We start from the raw sequence: 21,415 nt of genomic DNA, 5'->3' as shown, positions 1-21,415 counted from the left end.
TTCGCTACCGGCGATGCCGATGCGCCAGCGCCTCGTACGACGCGGCCAGGGCCGGCGCCGCCGTCTCGTACGTTCGTTGTGCCACTCCCACGAACAGGCAGTCCACGACGAGGAGTTGGCTGGTCCTGGATGACATCGCGGCCGGCCGCAGCTCGCTCTCCCGGGCGGTGGACGTCGTCAGCACATGGTCGGCGTACTGAGTGACCGCGCCGTCCGGCCGTCCGGTGATCGCCACCGTCGTCGCCCCGCGCTCGAACGCGACCCGCAACGGCTCGATGACGTCCCCGGTCGACCCGGAGTGCGTGATCGCGATGGCGACATCGCCGCCGCGCAACTGCACCGCGTTCGTCACGGCAAGGTGCGGATCACTGTGCGCCTGGGCTATCAGCCCGATCCGCAGCAGTTTCTGCACGAGGTCCTGCGCGACGAGCCCGGACGCCCCGACGCCGTACACGTCGATCCGCCGCGCCCCGGCCGCAGCGCTCACCGCGGCCCCCAGCTGCACCGTGTCGAGCCCGGCCGCCGTGTCCGCGAGGGTCTGCTGTTCGTCGTAGGCGAGTTTCGCGACGACGTCGGCGATGGGGTCGTCGACCGCTATGTCGGTGGTGATGGCGGGCGCGCGCCCGGACTGCTGCTGGGCGGCCAGTCCGGCGAGCGCGAGGCGCAGATCGCGGTATCCGGGGTAGCCGAGCAGCCGGGCTGTCCTGACGACGGTGGCCTCGCTGGTGCCGGTGAGCTCGGCGAGACCGGTGACCGTGAGGGCCGCGCAGCCGGCCGGATCGCTCGCGACGGCCTCGGCGACGCGCTGCATGGAGCGGGTCATGGACGGGCTGAGCGTGCGCACCTTGGCGGCGAGGGCGGCGGGGGCGGGGGGCGCGGCCGAGGGGCCGCCGGAGCCGCCGACGGGCTTGGCGAAAATTTCCTTCACGTTCTGGGTCACGTATGAAAGATATTTTCGGCTTGGTGTGGGGTCAAGAGTGCGCACAATGGGGGCATGCACCCCATCAGCCCTCTGGAGCAGGCGTTGCACGCGGCACGCGCCCTCGTGCTCGCCGACCTGGCCGCGAGCGAGGTCGCCGCGGCGGACGTGGTGTCCATGGTCGAGGAGTCAGTCGTGCAGCGGCGCTGGTGGGTCGAGCAGTGGCCGGAGGGCGTGGAGTACGTCTCCGGGCTGGTCGCGCAGGACGTCCAGGACGCCCTGCTGGAGGCGTACGGCCGCTGGCCCCTGTGCCCGGTCTGCGGCGGCGGCGACCCGCATGCGCTGGAGGTCGAGCCGGAGCTGGGTCCTGACCCGCACTGGGTGTGTCACAAGGCGGGCGTGAAGGTCGCCGCGGTGGGGGCGCTGGGGCCGGCCATGGGCGGGGCGGCGTCGTGACGGTGTACATCGACCCACCGACCTGGCCTGGCCACGGCCGGATGTGGTCCCACCTGGTCAGCGACCTCTCCTACGAGGAACTGCACACGTTCGCCGACGAGCTGGGCGTGCCCGGGCGGGCCTTCGAGCGCGACCACTACGACATCCCGTCGCACCGGTACGCGGACGCGGTGCGCGCCGGTGCCGTGGAGGTCAGCAGCCGCGAGGTGGTGCGGCTGCTGACGGGGGCGGGGCTGCGGCGGCCGAAGGGGCGGGCTCAGCACCCCAGTTCGTAGGCCAGCACCGACTCGTCCTCGCTCACCTTGCGGAAGCCCGCGCGGGAGACCACGGCCTGGGAGGGGAGGTTGTCGCGTTCGACCGTCGCGAAGAGCGTGCGTACGTCGTCCCGGGCCAGCGCCCAGTCCGCGAGGGTGCGCAGTGCCTCGGTCGCGTAGCCGCGGCCGCGGGCGCCCTCGGCGAGGTCGTAGCCGATCTCGGCGCGGCCCTCCTCGTCCGGGATGCCGTGGAAGCCCATGCCGCCGATCGCGCGGCCGTCCTCGCGCCTCACCAGGACGAACACGCCGAACTCCGGGCGGTGCACGCCCCCTTCGTACGCCTTGAGCAGGAAGCCGGAGGCCTCCCGGGTACCGTCGAAGGGGCCGCCCTCGATCCACTCGAAGCCGCCGTCGCCGCCCGCCGTCAGATCGCGCGCGGCCGCGGGCGTGACGCCCTGCAGGGTGACGCGGTAGGCGGGCACGACGAGGTTGTTGTGCCAGCGCCACTGGGTGACCGGGGCGCGGCCGGGGAGTTCGCCGCGGCCGGTGGCCCACAGGAAGGTGCGCCAGTGGTCGGGGCCCGGCTGCACGTGCGGGAAAATGTGGGTGAGGACGAACTCCGGCAGTGCGGCGGGCGGTTCGTACGGCAGGCCCAGGCCCTCGGCGATGTCGTGCGTGTGGGCGAGGATCTCGGCGATGCCCATCGCGGCGAAGCCCTCGCGGTTCGCGCTGCGGAAGGGGTACGGGTGGAAGGCGCGGGCCTCGCGCGGCGTCGCGCGCAGGGTGGCGGTGAACAGGGCGCCGGTCGCCTCGATCACCTGCAACAGGCCCGCGTTGTCGGTGCCCTCGTCGAGGGTGATCTCGAAGGGGACGTAGTCGTCCTGGGCGCGTGCCGCCAGGTTGGCGGCGTACCCGATCAGGTCCTCGGCGATGTGGAACGCCGTCGTGGCGCAGCTCCACTCCAGCCGGCCCGCCTTCACCCCCGCCCAGTCCCGGTCCACGGCCGTGCGCAGCGCTGCCAAGCAGCCCGCCACGGCCTCCTCCAGCCTGTCCCCGCCCATTGGTCGCATGGGCCGCAGACTATGTGGCCGGGTCCGCCGGAAGCGACAGCATTTCCAGCTCGGAGCCGATGTTGTAGCGCGCCGTCGCCTCCCACTCCGCCTGTCCGTACGGGGTCCTGAACAGCCTCGGCAGATCGAGGAGTTGACGCAGGACCGCGGCGCGTCCCTCGCGGAAGGCGGCACCGGGCACGAAGTGGTACTCCTCGCGCACGGCGGCCGTGTAGGCGGCGTACGCGGACGGGGGCGAGGCCAGGATCGCGAGGTCGGCGTCGCAGAGGACCTGGCCGTCGCGGTCGTCGTCGGCGGGGGCGTGGGTGACGGTGAGCCGGACGAGACGGGTGACCTCGGCGGTCTTCGCGGCCGGCACCCCCGCCTCCAGGAGGGCCCGCTCGGCGAGACGGGCCGAGCGCTCCTCGTTCTCGGACCGTTCGGGAAGGTAGACGGCGTCGTGGAACCAGGCCGTCAGGCGCACGACGTCCGGGTCCTGTGCGTACTTCTCCAGTACGTCGATGTGGTCCAGGACCGCCGTGAGGTGGGCGAGCGTGTGGTAACGCCGCTGCGGTTCCTGCCAGCGGGCCAGGAGGTCGTCGGCGTACGGGGCCGGGTCGGGGCCGGCGCCGGGCGGCCGGGCTCCTTCCAGGGCGCGGTTCCAGCGGGTGCGCAGGGCGTCGAGATCGGCCATGCCCGCATTGTCCCTCGTCTCGCGCCGGACCCCTGGCGTGAACCCATGACGGCTCCAGACCTGCACGACGTACGCGACCCCGAACCGCGCTCCCGGACGCGCTCACCGTCCTCGCGGGGGTCACCCGGGAGAAGGGTCGCGGACCCGCTGCACTCCGGCCTCGACGACGTGGACGAGCCGCAGCGGCTGGGCGGGACGAGCGGGGAGCGGGCGCCGGCCCGGTTTTCATCGGGGACGCGGCCACGTTCGTACGGCGTTGTCCGGGGCGGCCCGTGCCGAAAGCCGTGGCGTAGGGGCTCGTCGGGGTGGATGTCGGGAAGCTGGACAGCTTCGGGTGACGGGGGCGATCTCGCGGCCCTCCGCCCTCCCGTCGTACCCTGAGATTGGACTAGACCTGTAGCCGCTCCAGGGAACACCGACGGAAGGGGTCCTATGAGCACGCGTGCAGTCCTGGAGGTGATCGCCCTCGGTACCGAGGACGCGGTCGCCGCCCAGGCCGGAGGCGCGGACCGCCTAGAGCTGGTCACCGACATGGCGGCCGACGGGCTGACCCCGCCGGTCGAGACCTTCGCCCGGATCCGGGCCGCCGTCGACATCGACCTGCGCGTGATGCTGCGGCTGACAGACGGATTCGCCGCCGGAGACGCCGAGGATGTCGCGCGGCTGGTCCGGGCTGCCCGGGAGATGCGGGCCGCGGGTGCCGAGGAATTCGTGCTCGGGTTCCTCGACCCGGACGGCCGTGTCGACCTGGACGCCGTGGAGCGGATCGTCGAGGAGCTGGACGGCTGCCGCTGGACCTTCCACCGCGCCATCGACCGGGCCGCGGACCGCGACGCGCTGCGCAAGCAGCTGGACGGACTGCCAGGGCTGGACGCCTACCTCACGGCCGGCTCGGCCACGGGCGTCGACGACGGCCTCCCCACCCTGCTCACCGAGGCGGCCAGACGCGGAGACCCCGGCTACGAGCCGCGGATCATGGCCGGCGGGGGCCTGCGGCTGGAACACGTGCCCGGGCTGAAGACCGCCGGCATCGACGCCTTCCACATCGGCGGGGCGGCACGGCCGGGGGGCTGGGACGGACCGGTTGCGGCGGAGGCGGTGCGTCAGTGGCGTCGCGTACTGGACGAACGCTGAACGTGCCCACCTGACGTGCGGGCCATCACAGCTGCGTCGGCAACGGCGCCGCGTGCGTCACGATCAGGCCCGAGACCGCTCGGGTCAGCGCCACATACAGTCGCCGTAGTCCCGTGCGTTCGTCCGGCTCTCCGTCGACCACTGCCTGTGGCTCGTCGAGGACCACGTAGTCGTACTCCAGGCCCTTGGCGAGCGACGCCGGGACCAGGGTGAGGCGGGTGTCCCGGGTGGTTTCCTCGCCCGGGGCCAGGTAGCTGATGCCGGCCGCCGTCAGCGCCGCCGCCAGGGAAGGAACGCGGACGTCGGCCACGATCAGCCCCGTCGAGCCCTCGTTGCGCAGCAACTCCTCGCAGGCGGCGACGACTTCGGCGGTGCCGGCGATCGGGCGGAGGTCGAAGAAGCCCGGGTTCTCGCGGACCGAGGCGACCGGCGTCAGGCCGGGCGCGATGTGCGGGAGCAGACGGGAGGCGTACGTGATGACGTCCGTCGGGACGCGGAAACCGGCCGTCAGCTCCTCGATGACGCCCTCCGACTTGCCGAGGTGGGCGAGGGCCTCGTCCCAACTCCTCGTCGCCCAGGGCGTGGTGCCCTGCGCCAGATCGCCGAGGATCGTCGCCGACCCGGTGGTGCAGCGGCGGCCGACCGCCCGGTACTGCATGGGGGAGAGGTCCTGCGCCTCGTCCAGGACCACATGGCCGAGGGAGTGCGTGCGCTGCACCAGGTCCGTCGCCTCGTCGATCAACACCGCGTCCGCGGACGACCACTTGGCGGCCTTGACGCTGCGCACCGGCTTGGCCCAGAGGATCGTTCTCTGCTCGTCCTGGCTCAGCAGGCCATCCGCGTGTGCGGCGAGGAAGTCCGCGTCCGTCAGCAGACGCAGGACCAGTTTCGCCGGGTCGACCGGCGGCCAGACCGCCTTCACCGCCGCCTTGACCGCGCTGTTGCGGGCCACCGCGTCCTGCACCCGGTCGTCCGGTGCCTCGCCCGACCGCTCCATCTGCACCAGCACGGCATGCGCGATGCGCTGCGGAAGGGCCTCGCGGGCGGCGCCGTAACGGATGCCGCGGTCGAGCAACTCGCGGACGATGTCCCCGAGTTCGTGCGCGGGCACCCGCCAGCGGCGTGAGCCGCGCACCACGACGACCGGCTCGGTCGGCAGGGTGACGTGCGAGTGGACGGCCCGCCGCAGCACCTCCGCCATCCTCGCGTCGCCCTTGATGATCGCGGCCGGTGCCTCGTCGGCGCCCCTGACCTCGACATGCGCCACGAGGTCGTCCACGGTGGCCTGCTTGACAGCCAACTCACCCAGGGCGGGCAGGACTTGCTCGATGTAGTGCAGGAAGGACCGGTTCGGGCCGATGACGAGCGTGCCGGTGCGGGCGAGCCGCTCGCGATGGGCGTAGAGGAGATAGGCGACACGGTGCAGGCCGACGGCGGTCTTTCCGGTCCCGGGCCCTCCTTGCACGCACACCGTGCCGCCCAGCCCGCTGCGCACGATCTCGTCCTGCTCGGGCTGGATGGTCGCGACGATGTCCCGCATCGGGCCGACGCGCGGGCGCTCGATCTCCTGCTGGAGCAGCTTGCTCGTGCGGGCCACCTCCGCCGGGTCGGAGAGATGCTCGTCCTCGTACGCCGTGAGGTCGCCGCCCGTGTACCCGAAGCGGCGGCGCAGCGCGACGTCCAGCGGGTCCTTCTTGGAGGCCCGGTAGAACGGCTGCGAGACCGGTGCCCGCCAGTCGATGACCATCGGGTCGCCGTCGTGGTCGTGCACGTGCCGGCGCCCGATGTACAGCATTTGATAAGCGTCCTCCGGCCGCGGGCGCTCACCGTCCGCGCCCTCCGCCCGGTCGGCGCCCGGGGAGTGCAGGTAGTCGAGGCGGCCGAAGAACAGCGGGGTGTCGCTGAGGTCGGCCAGCGCCTTGATGCGGTCGTCGATCTGGCGGGCCAGGACCTCGGCGTTGACCCAGTTCGCGGTGACGTCACGGATGTCGAGCGACTCGACGTCCTCGCGCATGGCGCGCAGGGCGGCGCGCGAGTCGGCGAGGTGGGAGCGTTCCCGGGAGAGCGGGTCGAGGGGGCCGTCGAGCGCCTTGGGGTCATCGAGGGCCTTGGGGGCGTCGAGTGGCTTGGGGGCGTCGAGTGGCTTGGAGTCGTCGACGGGCGTGGACACGGGAATGCCTCCGAAGGCCTGCGGTGCGGATGGCGCCGGTGTACGGCGCTGCATGGCGGAAAGCCGTCCGGTTTCCGGCCGGGCGGCGGCGCTCCGTGGAGGGAGGCGGGCAAGAGCGGAGATTCTAGGCCAGATGCCGTGACGGAAGCCAACCGTTTTTCCGCCCCCCGGGGAGTCGCCCGGCCCCCTGTTCCCCTGGTCCCCTAGGGGATGTCCCCGTCATACCCGAGGGTATGTCCCCGTCATACCCGAGGGGGACGGCTCTGCCCGGAGTCGTACGCGGCGACGGCGGAGCTTCGGTCCGCAGGCCGATGCCGGCCTTATGTGCTAAGAGCCACTATGGGTACATGAGCGCAGCAACCTTCACCCCAGCCCATGGCCCGGGCCGGCCCGGCGGTGCCACAGCCGTCACGGGCAGCCACCCCCACCGTCTCGGCGACGCCCTGCGCGCGATCAAGGTCTTCGCGGGCGCCGCCTTCAGCGTCGTCGTACTCGGCGAGTACGGCGAGGAAGCGGGCGTACGTCGCAAGTGACCGCAGCCAAGCCGGGGGCCGTGTCCTACGCCTCCTCCGCCAGCAACTCGTCCGCGTCCACGATCCGGTACGCATACCCCTGCTCCGCCAGGAACCGCTGGCGGTGCGCGGCGAAGTCCTGGTCGAGCGTGTCGCGGGCGACGACGGAGTAGAAGTGCGCCTGGTGGCCGTCGGCCTTGGGGCGGAGCACCCGCCCGAGCCGCTGGGCCTCCTCCTGGCGTGAGCCGAAGGTGCCCGACACCTGGACGGCGACCGTCGCCTCCGGCAGGTCGATGGAGAAGTTCGCGACCTTGGAGACCACCAGCACACTGATCTCGCCCTCCCGGAAGGCGCCGAAGAGCTTCTCGCGCTGGGCGTTGGAGGTCTCACCCTTGATGACGGGTGCGTTCAAGTGCTCGCCCAGCTCGTCGAGTTGGTCGATGTACTGCCCGATGACGAGGATCTGCTGACCCGCGAACCGGCGCACGATCGCCTCCGTGACCTTCCGCTTCGTCTCGGTCGTGGCGCAGTAGCGGTACTTCTCCTCGGTCTCGGCGGTGGCGTAGGCGAGGCGCTCGGATTCGGTGAGGTTGACCCGGACCTCCACACAGTCGGCCGGCGCGATGTAGCCCTGCGCCTCGATCTCCTTCCACGGCGCGTCGAACCGCTTGGGGCCGATCAGGGAGAACACGTCCGACTCGCGTCCGTCCTCGCGCACGAGGGTGGCCGTCAGCCCGAGCCGCCGCCGCGCCTGCAGATCCGCCGTGAACTTGAAGACGGGCGCGGGCAGCAGATGCACCTCGTCGTAGACGATCAGACCCCAGTCACGGGAGTCGAAGAGTTCCAGGTGCGGGTAGACGCCCTTCCGTCTCGTGGTCAGCACCTGGTAGGTGGCGATGGTGACCGGCCGGATCTCCTTCCGCGTCCCGCTGTACTCACCGATCTCCTCCTCGGTCAGCGAGGTCCGCTTCACCAGCTCGTGCTTCCACTGCCGCGCCGAGACGGTGTTCGTGACGAGGATCAGCGTCGTCGACTTCGCCTGGGCCATCGACCCGGCGCCGACGAGTGTCTTCCCGGCGCCGCACGGCAGCACCACGACCCCACTCCCGCCGTGCCAGAAGTTCTCCACGGCCTGCTTCTGGTACGGGCGCAGCGCCCACCCGTCCTCGTTCAGCTCGATAGGGTGCGCCTCGCCGTCCACGTACCCCGCGAGGTCCTCGGCCGGCCAGCCCAGCTTCAGCAGCGTCTGCTTGATCTGCCCGCGCTCGGAGGGATGCACGGCGACCGTGTCCGGGTCGATCCGCGCGCCGACCAGCGGCGCGACCCGCTTCGAGCGCAGGATCTCCTCCAGCACCGGCCGGTCGGTGGTCGTGAGGACCAGCCCGTGCGTGGGGTGCTTGCTGAGGGTCAGCCGCCCGTACCGGTCCATCGTGTCGGCGACGTCGACGAGCAGCGCGTGCGGCACCGGGTAGCGGCTGTACTGCACGAGCGCGTCCACGACCTGCTCGGCGTCGTGCCCGGCCGCGCGCGCGTTCCACAGACCCAGCGGCGTCACCCGGTACGTGTGGATGTGCTCGGGTGCCCGCTCCAGCTCCGCGAACACCGCGATGGCCCGACGGCACTCGCCGGCCTGTTCGTGGTCGACCTCCAGGAGCAGGGTCTTGTCGGACTGGACGATGAGTGGACCATTCACGCGGGGGCACCCTTTCCGAACGGCCGGACGGGGACGGCCAAACGTCCAGTCTGCCGTACCGCGCCTCCTTTCGGGGAGGCGAGCACGTCACACCGGGCAGCCCGCGATCTTCAGGAGCCCTCGGTGAGTTCCGCAAGCCGGCGCAGGTGCGGGCCGTACTCCGGGTCGGCCAGCGCGGCGGCGAACTGGGCGGTGAGGTAGGCCAGCGGGTTGCCGGTGTCGTACCAGCGGCCCTGGATGACCTGGCCGTACACCGCCTTGGTGGCGGCGTAGGCGTTGATCGCGTCGGTCAGGTAGATCTCGCCGGTCCGGTGCTCGTACCAGGCCTTGGTCTGCTTGCGCAGCTCCTCGACGATGCCCGGAGTGATGACGTAGCCGCCGATGGCCGCGTAGCCGGAGGGCGCGTCCTGCGGCTTCGGCTTCTCGACCAGGCCGGTGATGCGCAGCAGACCGTCACCGAGGTCCTCCTTGACCCGGGGCACGCCGTAACGCTGCGAGTCGGCCGGGTCCATGGGGAGCAGGGCGAGGACGGGGCAGCTGGTCGCCTCGTAGGCCCGGATCAGCTGCTGGGCGCGCGGGACGTCGGCCACGAAGACGTCGTCCGGCCACAGGACGAGGATCGGCTCGTCGCCGGCGTTGCGGGCGGCGTTCAGGACGGGGGTGCCGTTGCCGTACGGGCCGTGCTGGTCGAGGTAGGTGATGTGGCCCTGCCGGGACAGCTCGCCGACCTCCTCCACGGCGTCCGCGTAGGCCTCCTTGCCGTCCGCCCGCAGCTGGGCGACGAGCGCCGGATTCGGCCGGAAATGGTCCTGGATCAGGCCCTTGCCGCCGGAGACGACGATCGTGATGTCGGTGATGCCCGACGCCACCAGCTCCCGCACCGTGTGCTCGACGACGGGCTTGTCGCCGACGGGGAGCATCTCCTTCGGGATCGCCTTCGTGAGCGGCAGCAGGCGGGACCCCAGCCCGGCGGCGGGGATGACTGCGCGGCGGATCGTCGTGGCCATGAGGCCCCTTTCGTCGAAAAGCCGGTCTCGGTTCCGGTCCCGTTCAGCAAACGCTGCCCGCGAGCCCGTGCCGGAAGCCCCGGGTGAACAGTTCCGGTCACGCCGGTGGAGCTGCGACGAAGGGAACGGAATCGCAGCCGGCAGGCACTCGGTTCACGCCTCGTCGGCCAGCTCCGCCACTCCCGTCACCCGGTGCAGCGGATATGTCCGTACCTCGTCCGCCGTGTGGTCGTACGCCGTCACGTAGCCGCCCTCGACGCGGATCGGGGCGATGACGCGCTGGCTGGCGGTGCCCTCGGCGTTGACGTAGCCGATCCACAGGGCCTCGCCGGTCAGGACGGCGGCCTGCATGGTGGCGAGGGTCTCGGCGGAGCCGGTGCGCGGAAGCGCGCTGCCCGGTGAGGCCGAGGGGCCCTGCTTGCGCGGGGCCGTGGAGGCCAGGTCGCCCGCCCGGATCGCCCGGATCGCCGCCGTCAGGAGCGTCGCGTCGGGGGTCGGCGGGCCGTCCGGGACCGGCTCGGGCGCGGCGCGGGGCGGGGTGCGGTGGGCGTCGGCGCGGGTGATCAGGACATCGCCCTCCGCCGATTCGGCGGCCGGCGCGAAGCCCATCGCGCGCAGACCGTCGAGGAGGGTGGCGGGGTCGGCCTGGGTGGCAAGGACGGTCGGCGCGAGGCGGCGCAGACGCAGGCCCGCGGCGCGCTTGTCGGCGAGGATCTCGTTCAGCATCGCGTCGTCGTCGCAGCGCACATACGCCGAGGCGGCCCCGACCCGCAGATGCCCGTGCCTGCGGGCCACGTCGTCGATCAGATACGTCAGCGGCTGCGGGACCGGGGTGCGCGCGTGGGCGGTCAGGAAGGCGTGCAGGTCGGAGGCGGCGTTCCCGGCGTCCAGGGCGCGGCGCACCGAGCCCGGCGTGAAGCGGTACACCGTCGCCCCGCCCTTCGACTCCACGTCCGCCAGCAGGCCCAGCATGTCGGCCAGCGGCCGCCGCAGCGGGCCGGGCGCGACAGCCGTCAGATCCGCCTGGAGCAGGACGTGGTCCAGGGGTTCGGGCAGCAGCGGGGCGAGGAGGCGGGCGGCCACGGCGGCCGCGGTGATCTGTTCGGCGGGGGAGAGGGGCTCCACGGTGACCGGGACATGGTGGACGGGGAGCTTGTCGCCCGGTCCCTCGTCCGTGTGCGCGTGCGCGGCCGTGGGCTTCTTCGGCTCCGGCGCCCCGAGCAGCGCCCGCCCGTGCGCCGACAGCGCGCCCCGCCCCGTCACACCCAGCATCTCCGCCTCCGACAGCGCCCAGGTGGCGAGCCGTCCACGCAGGTCGTCGTCCTGCTGGGCGCCACGCAGGGGCCGCTCCCAGCGCAGCCGCTCCAGCACGGAGGCGGCAGCGGGCGACGCCCCTTCGGGCAGCCCGGCCAGCAGCGTCAGCACCCGGTGCCGTACCTCCGGTGCGGCACTGCGGTCGAGCCCCGGTCCGAGCGCCGACAACGTCCGGTCCTTCGCGTCCCGGCCCCCGACCACGCCCGCCGTCCGCGTCGCCGTCAGCCACGCGTGGGCCAGCCGCGCCCAGCGCTCGGCGGCCGGCTGTTCCAGCCACTCGTCGTGGGCCGGAGTCGCCGCGTACCGCTCGTCGGCCTCGCCGTCGGAGGCCAGCAGCCCGGCAGCGTAGGCGAGTTCGACCCAGAAGGCGGCGACGGGCTCGGACACGTCGAGCGCCACGGCGGTGCGCTTGAGGTCGCGCACGCTGAGGCCGCCGGCCCGCAGCACCGTCGGGCCGCCCTCGTCCCAGTCCTTCAGCAGCTCCTCGACCGTCGACAGCGCCGTGTACGCCTGGCCGGCCGCCGTCGCGTCCACAACCTGTGGACGGTGCGTGCCCGTCACCTCCGGCGCGGGCGGCCGCGGCTCGGTGACCCGGTGCGCACGGCCGCCGCGCAGATGCAGGGCCACCTCACGGGGGAGTACGACCGTCCCGGGCGCCGTCGGCAGCAGCAGCCCGCGGTCCAGCAGCCAGCGCAGCCGGGCCGCCGGATCGGCCGTGACCTGCCCGTACGGCGGCCCCCACACCAGCCGGTCCAGCACCTCCCGCGACTCCTCGGGCGCCCCGGCCAGCAGCGCCGCCATCCGGGTACGGTCGCCGAACAGGGCGGTGAGCGAGCCGACGGCGGAGACGGAGTCGTGCGTCTTGGGCAGCCCGACCGCCGTGACGATCTCCTGGATCCGCCCCGGCGACATGCCCGCCGTCGCCTCGTGCACCGCGGGCCCGAGCCCGGTCGGCGACGGGTGCTGCGGAGAGGGCGCGAGCAGCTCACGGGCCGTGCGCACCAGCCGCAGCCGGTCGTCGCCGCCCCACACCAGGGCCTGCTCGCGCAGGGTGCCGAGGGCGCGGGGCAGCGCCGTGGCGACGGCCGGATCGCCGTCGTCACCGCCCATCAGGCCGAGCAACTCGTCATACCCGGCCGGGTCCGCCGCGACGGCCAGCGCCTGCGCCGTCTGCAGCGCGAAACGGTCCAGCCGCTCCAGCGCCCGCACGACCGACGCACGCGTGCCGGCGCGCGTCGCCAGCTGCGTGAGGTCCGTGGGGACGGGGGTGATGAGATCGGGACGGGCGCGCAGCAGTTCCGCCAGGGAGGCGTCGTCCCTGTTGCGCAGTGCCTCTGCGAGTGAACGCGGAGCGGCCGGGGTGCTCATCTGACTCACGGTAGCGGGTGCGTGTGGTGGTTGAGCGGGGTAGCTGCGGGTGGGTGGGGGTTCGCGGCCCTGGGGGCTCCGCCCCGGACCCCGTCGCCCTTCGGCCTCGTCCTCAAAGGCCGGACGGGCTGGATTGGGCGAGGTGGGCTCGTGCGTGCTCGCGGGTCGGGCTGGAATGGCCGACGTGGGCTGGATGTCGTTGCCCTGCGCTACCGTCGTGGTCTGGGGGTAAACAACAGTTCCCATTTCTTTCAGTGGATATCTGGTTTCCTCAGTGAATAACGTGAGGTTGTGAAGCTTTCTGAGTGGGCAGCACGCAATGGCGTGCACTACCAGACCGCGTGGGCCTGGGCGAAAGAGGGCCGTATGCCGGTCCCGGTGGTCCAGACGCCGTCCGGTACATGGCTCGTGACCGAGCCCGCCCCGCAGGCCGCCGGGCGGGTCGTGGTGTACTGCCGTGTCTCGTCCGGTGACCAGAAAGCGGACCTGGAGCGCCAGGTCGCCCGGACCGTGCAGGGTGCAACGGGCCAGGGGCTCGCGGTCGCTGACGTGGTGACGGAGGTCGGCTCCGGCTTGAACGGGCGTCGCCGCAAGCTGCACCGCCTGCTCGCCGACCCGGGTGTGGGAACGATCGTGGTCGAGCACCGAGACCGCCTCGCCCGGTTCGGCGTCGAGGATCTGGAAGCCGCTCTCTCGGCCACGGGGCGGCGTCTGGTTGTCCTGGACCCGGCAGAGGCCGCCGACGACCTCGTACGGGACATCACCGAGGTCCTGACCTCGATGTGCGCCCGCCTGTACGGCCGTCGCTCCGCGATGCATCGCGCCGCCCGGGCGGTCGCGGTCGCCACCGGCCCGGAGGCAGCCGGATGAAGAAGTTCACACCGCGGCCGGGCTTCACGGTCCTCGCGCACAAGCTTGCGCTGGACCCGAACGCCACGGCCAACCGCCACCTGCATTCGCACGGAGGTGCCGCGCGGGCCGCGTACAACTGGGCGGTCGCGTACATCACCGCCGTGTGGTGGCAGCGCAAGGCCGAGCAGTCGTACGGCATCCCGCCGGACGAGCTGACTGCGTGGCGGTCGTGGTCGTTGCCCTCGCTTCGGAAGGCGTTCAACGAGGACAAGCGCACCAACGCGCGCTTCGCCGGCTGGTGGGAGGAGAACTCCAAGGAGGCGTACAACACCGGCCTGGCTAACGCGTCGGCGGCGTTCGACAACTACGCGAAGTCCAAGAGCGGCAAGCGCAAGGGCCCAAAGATGGGCATCCCCCGCTTCAAGTCGAAACACAAAGCGCGCCTGACCTGCCGGTTCACCACTGGCACGATCCGCATCGAGCCTGACGGCAGGCACATCACCCTGCCCAGGATCGGCACCGTCCGCCTCCACGAGAAACGAGCTGACCTGCGGGCCCTGATCGACGCGGGGAACATGCGGATCCTGTCCGCGACGGTCCGCCGGGACCGAGGCCACTGGTTCGTCGCGTTCCAGGTTGAGCAGCAGCACGAGCCGGTGAAGGTCTCCCGTCCGGACGCGGCGGCCGGTATCGACCTCGGCATCAAGACGCTGGCCGTTCTCGCGGACAGCGATGGTGTCCTCGGCAAGGAGCCGAACCCGCGCCACCTCGACCGTGCGCTGAAGCAGCTGCGCCGCGCCAGCCGTATCGTCTCCCGGCGTCAGGGCCCCGACCGGCGCACCGGGCAGCGACCATCCCGCCGCTGGGAGAAGGCCAACCAGGCGCGGAACACGATCCATCACCGGGTCGCGAACCTCCGCGAGGACACCCTCCACAAGATGACGACCCGCCTCGCATCCGAGTACGGCACGATCGTCGTGGAAGACCTCAACGTCGCCGGCATGGGCCGCAACCGGCGCCTGTCCCGCCGCGTCGCGGATGCCGCGTTCGGCGAGATCCGACGCCAGCTCACCTACAAAACCCGTCGGCACGGCACACGACTCGTCGTCGCCGACCGCTGGTACCCCTCCTCGAAGACCTGCTCCCGCTGCGGTGTGGTGAAAGCCAAACTGCCCCTCAGCATGCGCGTCTTCGAGTGCGACAACTGCGGCCTCGTCCTTGACCGGGACGCGAACGCGGGACACAATCTGGTCGCCCTCGCGGCCCGCACCACAGGTACCGGAGTGGCCGGAGACCTGGACCCCGCCAAGGCGGAGTCGAAGCCCCGTGGAGCCGACCACAAGACCCGCGCCACCCGCCCGCGCCGCAAGGCCGGGACGGGGCGGGCAGGTGGCACAATCCCCAGCCCCCGGGCCGGGAAGGAAACGGGAGACCGTCAGCAAGCCACCAGGGTGCAACTCGCACTCTGGTGACACCGTTACGGACCATTCCGGCGGAAACACCGGGATTGCTGAGATCACTTGATGATCAAAGCAACGGTATCCAACACACCCGCCCCGGAGGGGACTTCGTGGGGATCGAGAGCGACAAGGTCGTCTACGAGTATCTGAGCCGCGTCGGCGACGTGGCTCAGCAGCGTCAGCTGCCGTCGGCCGCGCGCATGCGCCTGGTGTCGGAGCTGCGGGGCGAGATCGACAGGCGACGGGCGAAGACGACCGTCGACAGCCCCGCCGCCGTCCGCCGCATCCTCTCCCGGCTCGGCAGCCCCGACGAGGTCGTGGCGGCCGCGGGCGGCGGCGCCACCACCCCGCAGGGGACCCCCGCCCACGTGCCGGTGCAGCGGGACGACGAGCCGCAGGACGGCAGACGGCTGCCGAAGAGCCTGCGCCGGGTCGTGCCGCGCCCCCGCCCCGCCCAGCCCGAGAGGCCCGCCCCCGCCGACGCCTTCTTCGACGCCCCCTCTTCGCCGCACACGGCGAGCGCCGAGGAACTCGGCGGCAGTGCGACCCAGGCCGACTGGTGGCGGGTCGAGAGCACACCGTTCGGTGAGAGCGTCCCGGGGTTCACCGGCGGCGTGGAGATCCCCGACCTGCTCAGGCCGCCGCGGCCGAAGGAGCCGGAGAAGCAACCGGCACCGGTACCGGCCGCCGAGAAGGCCGTGGAAGCCGAGGAGGGGGCCGCGCCCGAGGGCCCCGCCGCCCGTCGTCGCCGCTTCTCCCTCCCCGCCGGCGGCTGGAGCAACCCGCTCCTCCTGATCGCCGCCGGACTGCTCGTCGTCGGCGCGATCCTCGGAAACTGGTTCGCCCTGCTCTTCGGCTGGCTCATCGCCTACGCCTCCCGCCGACTGACTCGGAACGAGTCGAAGTGGGCCGTCATCGGCATGCCCGGCCTCGCGGTCACCGCCGGACTCGTCTGGCTGTGGGGCAGGAACGACGGCCGCTGGGGCACCCCCATCGCCCAGGGCCATATGAACGACGCGATCGCCGGGACCTGGCCATGGGTGGTGCGCGGCGCCGCGGTGCTGTCCGCGCTGTACGTGGTGTGGCGGTCGCAGCGCAGGATGTAGGCCGCGCGAGGAAGATGTAGGTCACACCGGCCCGCCGACTGCCCGCCGTAAGGCCTGGGCACAATGGCCGATATGGCCTCCACGACTGCCTCCATGACTGCCCCCGCCCTGACCGTCGGCTTCGACCTCGACATGACCCTCATCGACTCCCGTCCCGGCATCCGCGCCTGCTACCAGGCACTGTCCGAGCGGACGGGGACGTACATCGACGCCGACCTGGCGGTGACGCGGCTCGGGCCGCCGCTCGCCGAGGAGTTGGTCAACTGGTTCCCCGAGGACCGGCTGGCGGAGATGTCCGACCTGTACCGGTCGATGTACCCGGCGTTCGCCATCGCCCCTACGCCTGCGATGCCCGGCGCCCCCGAGGCCATCGACGCCGTGCGCGCGGCCGGCGGGCGCGCGATCGTGGTGACCGCCAAGTACGAGCCGAACGCCAAGCTGCACCTGGAGCACCTGGGCATCCACCCCGACGAGGTCGTCGGCAACCTGTGGGCCGAGCAGAAGGCGGAGGCGCTGCGCGAGCACGGGGCCGGGATCTACGTCGGCGACCACACCGGGGACGTGCGCGGCGCGCGCAAGGCCGACGCCCTGTCCGTCGCCGTGGCGACCGGGCCGTGCAGTGCCGAGGAGCTGAGCACGGCCGGGGCGGACGTCGTGCTCGGGGACCTCACGGAGTTCCCCGGCTGGCTGGCGGACTACCGCCCGGCGCGCGCCTGACGGCGGCCCGCCGCCATCGACTGGAGCACGCCGGCTCCCGCCATCAGGAAGCCGACGCCCATGAGCATGCTCAGTCCGAACATGTACGTCGGAAATGGCTTCGCGTGGAGGAACAGCGGAGCCACAGTGACGAGAGTGGCCAGCGCACCGAGGAAGAACACGATGGCACCGGCACGGATCAGTCGGTCACCGGGCTCGGCGGAATTCGTTTGGGTTTTGTCACGCACCGGACCAGGGTAGTTCCCTGCGCGAAGGAACAACCCGGCGACGTCTTGTCACCGGCCTGATGAGCATTAGCCTTGGTACCGGCGGGTCCGTGACGACCCGCCCCAGTGCTATCAAGAGCCGTTTCCGAAGCAGTTTTCCGACGAGTACGAGGACGAGGACAGACGGTGCCAACCGGCAAGGTCAGGCCAGTCACCTAGGCACACAGAGAGCGCTACGCTCCTGCCATGACACCTGGTCTGCGCTACCTCGCCTGTCTCCGTCTCTCTGCCGACTCGGACGGCTCCACCTCCATCGAGTGGCAGCGTGGCGTGATCCGACACCACGTGAGCTCTCCGCTCCTGTCCGGCGTCCTGGTGGGCGAGGCAGAGGACACGGACGTCTCAGGCTCCATCTCCCCGTTCAAGCGTCCGAGACTCGGCAAGTGGCTGACGTCCCGAGCCGATGAGTTCGACGTGATCATTGCGGCCAAGATGGACAGGCTTACCCGTCGCTCGATGCACTTCAACGAACTCTTGGAGTGGGCACAGGAAAACGGGAAGTTCATCGTCTGTGTTGAAGAGGGGTTCGACCTCTCGACTCCCCAAGGCAAGATGATGGCGCGCATGACTGCCGTATTCGCTGAGGCTGAGTGGGACACCGTTCAGGCACGCATCCTGAACGGCGTACAGAGCCGTCTGGAGAACCGTTCATGGCTCGTTGGTGCTCCGCCTACCGGCTACCGCATCAAAGCCGTAGAGGGTGGCAAGAGGAAGGTTCTGGAGATTGACCAGGACTTCCACCCCTACGTGGAAGAGATCTTCACTCGCGTCCGTGAGGGACAGTCCACACACAGGATTTCCCGAGACTTCAACGGCCGTGGCGTACTCACGTGGGGTGACCACCTCCGGAAATTGAAGGGGGAGGAAACCAAGGGAACTCAATGGCAGTCAACCATCATCAATAAGTTCATCCGTTCCTCTTGGGTTCCTGGTATCTACGCCTATAAGGGCGAGGCCATTCTAGATGACCAGGGAGAGCCGGTCATTCTTCCTGAAAAGCCTTTGGCTTCCATGGATGAATGGACAGACCTGGTCGACAGGATTAAGCCCGCTCCCAATGCCTATACGGGTGGAACCCGAGTCAGCGCAAAGAGTCTCCTTTCCAGTATTGCGCGCTGCGGTAACTGTGGAGCGCCGGTTACTTCTCTCCTGAATTCCGGACACACCAGGAAAGACGGAGAGCGAATTCCGGGGCACAGGTATTACCGCTGCTCCAATAAGTTCAAGGGTGGAGCGTGTACGGACGGCTTGTACATCCGTGCTGACGCTCTCGACGCTGCGGTTGACCAGGCAATCCGTGACAGCGTAGGTACGTGGGACATGTACGAGCGAGTCGGTACGGGACCCTCTCAGGCAAGGGAACTCCAGGCGGCAAAGGCACGCCTGGAAAAGCTGGAAGCTGACTTCCTGGCGGGGGAGTACGACGGAGAGGGACAGGAAGAGTCCTACCGCCGTATGCACAAGAGTCTGTCGGCAAAGGTTGCTCTCCTGGCCAAGCAGGAAGAGGAAAGGGCTAACCCGGCTCTCAAGCCCATGGGAAAGAAGTACGGGGACGTCTGGGCAGCCAAAGACCAGGAAGACCGTCGGGATTTTCTCCGCACCTACGACGTAAAGGTCTGGGCTTGGAAGAAAGGCGACATGCCGAATGACCTGGGAATGGTCATTGACCTAGGGGATATCCAGACCATGGCACAAGAGCTGCGCCTGAATAAGGCAGAGGGAATGGATAGGCCCTTGATTAGCCAGAACGTACCGGCGCACTGGACTAATCCCGAACTAAGGGAGTTCCCAGGTCTGGAATTGGAGCCCGTCCCCTCATTCCTAGAAGAACTCGGGGCAATGTAAAGGGAGAGGACATAAAGATAAGACATTGCTGAGGATCTGCACTCCCGTGGAATCGCGCTCCGCATCCTCACTGGAACTCTCGCCGGTAACTACTCGCCCAAGGGGGAAGGCAAGTTCTTTTTCACCATGATGGTTGCCTTTGCTGAGCTTGAGCGAGACATGATCGTGGAGCGCACCCGCGCCGGTCTGGACGCTGCCAAGGCTCAGGGGCGTACCGGTGGACGTCCGTCCGTCATCACTGAGGACGTGCTGACTGTGGCCAAGGCTCGTAAGGCCAAGGGGGAGAGCATCACTGCCATTGCCAAGGCTCTCGGAGTCTCCCGCGCGACGCTCTACCGGCGCATTGGGTAGCCCCTCACGCTTCCTGCACCACTTTGAGCCTCTGCCTTCACTGGTAGGGGCTCAGTCTCGTTTTAAGGCGTGTTCGGCTGGAGAGACCCCCGGTAGGCTGTCTCAACGGCAGATCAAGGGTGTCCGGCCAGTCCGGGAGCGATCGAGGGAGCGTGTGCTTTGCCAACCGGCAAGGTCAAGTGGTTCAACAGTGAGAAGGGCTTCGGCTTTCTCTCCCGCGACGACGGCGGTGACGTCTTCGTCCATTCCTCGGTCCTCCCCGCCGGAGTCGAGACACTCAAGCCGGGCCAGCGAGTCGAGTTCGGCGTCGTCGCCGGCCAGCGTGGCGACCAGGCACTCTCGGTCACCGTCTTGGACCCCACCCCCTCGGTCGCGGCCGCCACCCGCAGGAAGCCGGACGAACTGGCGTCCATCGTCCAGGACTTGACGACCCTCCTTGAGAACATCACGCCGATGCTCGAGAAGGGCCGTTACCCCGACAAGGCCTCCGGCGCGAAGATCGCGGGCCTGCTGCGCGCGGTCGCCGACCAGCTGGACGTATAGCCGCGGAATACCGAAAGCCCGTAACCCTTACGGAAGTTCGAGCACACCCGGGCCGAGGGGCGACACCAGCCCCTCGGCTGTCGCACGCGGCCCCTCTTTCTGCCGTCCTTGCGCCGCTGCGGGGGCTGCGGGCGGCTGCGCCGGACTCCGTACGTCGGCTGCCGTTCAGGGGAACGACAGGGCGTCCGGTCCGAGCGCCGGTACGAGTCCTTCGGCCGCCGCACGCGTGAGCAGCCCCCGCACCGCTGCGTAGCCGTCCTCGCCGAGGTCGGCGGTGAACTCGTTGACGTAGAGGCCGATGTGCTGGTCGGCGACGGACGGGTCCATCTCCTGGGCGTGTTCCATGACGTACGGGCGGGAGGCCTCGGGGTCGTCCCAGGCGGCGCGTACGGAGGTGCGGATCGCGTCGGCCAGGCCCGTCAGGGTCTCGGCGCCCAGTGAGCGCTTCGCGATGATCGCGCCCAGCGGGATCGGCAGTCCGGTCGTGCGCTCCCAGTGCTCACCCATGTCCGCGAGCTTGTGCAGCCCGTAGTTCTGGTAGGTGAAGCGTGCCTCGTGGATGACGAGCCCCGCGTCGACCTTCCCGTCCCGCACCGCAGGCATGATCTCGTGGAACGGCATGACGACGATCTCGCCCACCCCGCCGGGGACCGTGTCCGCCGCCCACAGACGGAACAGCAGGTACGCCGTCGACCTCTCGCTCGGCACGGCGACCGTACGGCCGGTGAGTCCCCCGCCCGCCTCCCGGGTCAGCACCAGGGGACCGCAGCCCCGGCCCAGCGCACCCCCGCACGGCAGCAGCGCGTACTCGCCGAGGACGTACGGCAGCACGGCGTACGACACCTTCAGCACGTCGGACTCGCCGCGCTCGGCCATGCCGTTGGTGATGTCGATGTCCGCGAAGGTCACGTCGAGCGCGGGCGCGTCCGGCACGCGGCCGTGGGCGAGGGCGTCGAAGACGAAGGTGTCGTTCGGGCAGGGCGAGTACGCGGTCTGCAGCGGGCGCTCAGAGGTCATGCTGTTTCCAACTCTCCAGGACGGGCGCAATCTTCCCGAATGCCTCGGTCAGGGCCGCGAGGGCGTCGCCGATGCGCCACGCGGCGCGGTCGCGCGGGCCGACGGGGTTGGAGACCGCGCGCAGCTCCACCACGGGCACACCGTGCGCGGCGGCCGCCTCGGCCACCCCGAAGCCCTCCATGGCCTCGGCGAGCGCACGGGGGTGGCGGGCACGGAGCGCCGCGGCGCGCTCGGCGGTGCCGGTCACCGTGGAGACGGTGAGGACGACTCCGGGGCGGGCGCCGGTGGCGGCCGCGAGCTCTCGTACGAGTGCTTCCGGCGGACGGTGGGTGACGGTGCCGAAGCCGAGGTCCGTGACCGGTACGAAGCCCTCGGCGGTCTCGGCGCCCAGATCGGCCGCGGTGATCTCGTCGGCGACGACGAGGCAGCCGACGGGGGCCTCGGGCCGGAACCCGCCGGCGATCCCGGCGGAGAAGACGAGGTCGTACGGGCTGCCGCGCAGGGCGGCGGTGGTGAGGGCGGTCGCGGTGGAGGCGGCGGCGAGGGCGGGGCCCACACCGGCGGCGATCACGACCCGGCCGTCACCTGTGAACGCCCGTGCCACCGCGTCCCGTTCGGCGGGGACCGCGGTGGCCACGAGGACGCGTACGGAACGCATCGACGACATCGACCGTATGGACGGCGTGGA

General features: G+C 70.7%; 21 protein-coding genes. 11 read left to right on the top strand and 10 right to left on the bottom strand.

Going from position 1 to position 21,415, the window contains the following annotated elements; translation table 11 throughout:
- Positions 1-4: 4 nt before the first annotated feature.
- Complete coding sequence (locus tag OOK07_RS19150) at positions 5-940, bottom strand: MurR/RpiR family transcriptional regulator (RefSeq protein ID WP_266797623.1); 936 nt, start codon at positions 938-940, stop codon at positions 5-7.
- Between the two features lie 54 nt (positions 941-994).
- Here OOK07_RS19150 and OOK07_RS19145 point away from each other — a divergent pair, with 54 nt between their 5' ends.
- Both OOK07_RS19145 and OOK07_RS19140 read left to right on the top strand, forming a co-directional pair.
- Positions 995-1,375 (top strand): DUF8819 family protein, encoded by a 381-nt coding sequence (locus OOK07_RS19145; RefSeq protein WP_266681926.1) that lies wholly within the window; start codon positions 995-997, stop codon positions 1,373-1,375.
- Positions 1,372-1,650, top strand: a complete 279-nt coding sequence (locus tag OOK07_RS19140; RefSeq protein ID WP_266681924.1) for a DUF4031 domain-containing protein — start codon at positions 1,372-1,374, stop codon at positions 1,648-1,650. The genes OOK07_RS19145 and OOK07_RS19140 overlap by 4 nt, the downstream gene beginning before the upstream one ends.
- On the opposite strand, the gene OOK07_RS19135 is transcribed toward OOK07_RS19140, so the two are convergent.
- Positions 1,632-2,690, bottom strand: coding sequence for a GNAT family N-acetyltransferase (locus OOK07_RS19135; RefSeq protein WP_266801978.1), 1,059 nt, complete (start codon positions 2,688-2,690; stop codon positions 1,632-1,634). The genes OOK07_RS19140 and OOK07_RS19135 overlap by 19 nt on opposite strands.
- Before the next feature lie 19 nt (positions 2,691-2,709).
- Positions 2,710-3,372 (bottom strand): HD domain-containing protein, encoded by a 663-nt coding sequence (locus tag OOK07_RS19130; RefSeq protein WP_266797621.1) that lies wholly within the window; start codon positions 3,370-3,372, stop codon positions 2,710-2,712.
- Positions 3,373-3,804: 432 nt separating this feature from the next.
- Here OOK07_RS19130 and OOK07_RS19120 point away from each other — a divergent pair, with 432 nt between their 5' ends.
- Positions 3,805-4,506: a copper homeostasis protein CutC gene (locus tag OOK07_RS19120; protein ID WP_266681920.1), complete on the top strand. Its 702-nt coding sequence runs from the start codon at positions 3,805-3,807 to the stop codon at positions 4,504-4,506.
- Between the two features lie 25 nt (positions 4,507-4,531).
- On the opposite strand, the gene OOK07_RS19115 is transcribed toward OOK07_RS19120, so the two are convergent.
- Positions 4,532-6,676 (bottom strand): HelD family protein, encoded by a 2,145-nt coding sequence (locus OOK07_RS19115; RefSeq protein ID WP_524540319.1) that lies wholly within the window; start codon positions 6,674-6,676, stop codon positions 4,532-4,534.
- A 347-nt stretch (positions 6,677-7,023) separates the two neighbouring features.
- Here OOK07_RS19115 and OOK07_RS19110 point away from each other — a divergent pair, with 347 nt between their 5' ends.
- Positions 7,024-7,209 (top strand): hypothetical protein, encoded by a 186-nt coding sequence (locus tag OOK07_RS19110; protein ID WP_266516672.1) that lies wholly within the window; start codon positions 7,024-7,026, stop codon positions 7,207-7,209.
- Positions 7,210-7,234: 25 nt separating this feature from the next.
- On the opposite strand, the gene OOK07_RS19105 is transcribed toward OOK07_RS19110, so the two are convergent.
- From OOK07_RS19105 to OOK07_RS19095, 3 genes are all read right to left on the bottom strand, one after another.
- Positions 7,235-8,881 carry a DNA repair helicase XPB gene (locus OOK07_RS19105; protein ID WP_266797619.1) on the bottom strand — a complete coding sequence of 549 codons (1,647 nt, stop codon included), beginning with the start codon at positions 8,879-8,881 and terminating at the stop codon, positions 7,235-7,237.
- 110 nt (positions 8,882-8,991) lie between these two features.
- Positions 8,992-9,888, bottom strand: coding sequence for a UTP--glucose-1-phosphate uridylyltransferase (locus OOK07_RS19100; RefSeq protein ID WP_266797618.1), 897 nt, complete (start codon positions 9,886-9,888; stop codon positions 8,992-8,994).
- A 153-nt stretch (positions 9,889-10,041) separates the two neighbouring features.
- Complete coding sequence (locus tag OOK07_RS19095) at positions 10,042-12,570, bottom strand: helicase C-terminal domain-containing protein (protein WP_266797617.1); 2,529 nt, start codon at positions 12,568-12,570, stop codon at positions 10,042-10,044.
- A gap of 291 nt (positions 12,571-12,861) precedes the next feature.
- Between OOK07_RS19095 and OOK07_RS19090 the strand changes: the two genes are divergently transcribed.
- The 4 genes from OOK07_RS19090 (at position 12,862) to OOK07_RS19075 (ending at position 16,705) form a co-directional block, all read left to right on the top strand.
- Complete coding sequence (locus OOK07_RS19090; protein WP_266681882.1) at positions 12,862-13,440, top strand: IS607 family transposase; 579 nt, start codon at positions 12,862-12,864, stop codon at positions 13,438-13,440.
- On the top strand, positions 13,437-14,894 hold the full coding sequence (tnpB, locus tag OOK07_RS19085) for an IS607 family element RNA-guided endonuclease TnpB (RefSeq protein WP_266797615.1): 1,458 nt from the start codon (positions 13,437-13,439) through the stop codon (positions 14,892-14,894). The genes OOK07_RS19090 and tnpB overlap by 4 nt, the downstream gene beginning before the upstream one ends.
- A gap of 98 nt (positions 14,895-14,992) precedes the next feature.
- Positions 14,993-15,988 carry a hypothetical protein gene (locus tag OOK07_RS19080; protein ID WP_266797613.1) on the top strand — a complete coding sequence of 332 codons (996 nt, stop codon included), beginning with the start codon at positions 14,993-14,995 and terminating at the stop codon, positions 15,986-15,988.
- A gap of 72 nt (positions 15,989-16,060) precedes the next feature.
- A complete protein-coding gene (locus OOK07_RS19075) occupies positions 16,061-16,705 on the top strand; it encodes an HAD family hydrolase (protein WP_266797611.1) in 645 nt (214 codons plus the stop codon).
- On the opposite strand, the gene OOK07_RS19070 is transcribed toward OOK07_RS19075, so the two are convergent.
- Positions 16,684-16,932, bottom strand: a complete 249-nt coding sequence (locus OOK07_RS19070; protein ID WP_266516659.1) for a hypothetical protein — start codon at positions 16,930-16,932, stop codon at positions 16,684-16,686. The two genes, OOK07_RS19075 and OOK07_RS19070, sit on opposite strands and share 22 nt — an antisense overlap.
- A 225-nt stretch (positions 16,933-17,157) precedes the next feature.
- On the opposite strand from OOK07_RS19070, the gene OOK07_RS19065 reads away from it, so the two are divergent.
- The 3 genes from OOK07_RS19065 to OOK07_RS43295 all read left to right on the top strand — a co-directional run bounded on the left by OOK07_RS19065 (position 17,158) and on the right by OOK07_RS43295 (position 19,710).
- Positions 17,158-18,816: a recombinase family protein gene (locus tag OOK07_RS19065; protein WP_266797610.1), complete on the top strand. Its 1,659-nt coding sequence runs from the start codon at positions 17,158-17,160 to the stop codon at positions 18,814-18,816.
- A 24-nt stretch (positions 18,817-18,840) separates the two neighbouring features.
- On the top strand, positions 18,841-19,167 hold the full coding sequence (locus OOK07_RS19060; protein WP_323183040.1) for a recombinase family protein: 327 nt from the start codon (positions 18,841-18,843) through the stop codon (positions 19,165-19,167).
- A 159-nt stretch (positions 19,168-19,326) separates the two neighbouring features.
- A complete protein-coding gene (locus OOK07_RS43295; protein ID WP_323178095.1) occupies positions 19,327-19,710 on the top strand; it encodes a cold-shock protein in 384 nt (127 codons plus the stop codon).
- A gap of 165 nt (positions 19,711-19,875) precedes the next feature.
- On the opposite strand, the gene OOK07_RS19050 is transcribed toward OOK07_RS43295, so the two are convergent.
- Both OOK07_RS19050 and OOK07_RS19045 read right to left on the bottom strand, forming a co-directional pair.
- Positions 19,876-20,727 carry a 1,4-dihydroxy-6-naphtoate synthase gene (locus tag OOK07_RS19050; protein WP_266681872.1) on the bottom strand — a complete coding sequence of 284 codons (852 nt, stop codon included), beginning with the start codon at positions 20,725-20,727 and terminating at the stop codon, positions 19,876-19,878.
- A complete protein-coding gene (locus tag OOK07_RS19045; RefSeq protein WP_406311976.1) occupies positions 20,717-21,394 on the bottom strand; it encodes a futalosine hydrolase in 678 nt (225 codons plus the stop codon). Before OOK07_RS19045 ends, OOK07_RS19050 begins: the two co-directional genes overlap by 11 nt.
- Positions 21,395-21,415 lie beyond the last annotated feature (21 nt).

The organism is Streptomyces sp. NBC_00078 (assembly GCF_026343335.1).
In the GTDB taxonomy this organism is placed as follows: domain Bacteria; phylum Actinomycetota; class Actinomycetes; order Streptomycetales; family Streptomycetaceae; genus Streptomyces.
The sequence above is the reverse complement of the archived record's forward strand: the minus strand, read 5'-3'. Positions and strand labels throughout refer to the sequence as shown.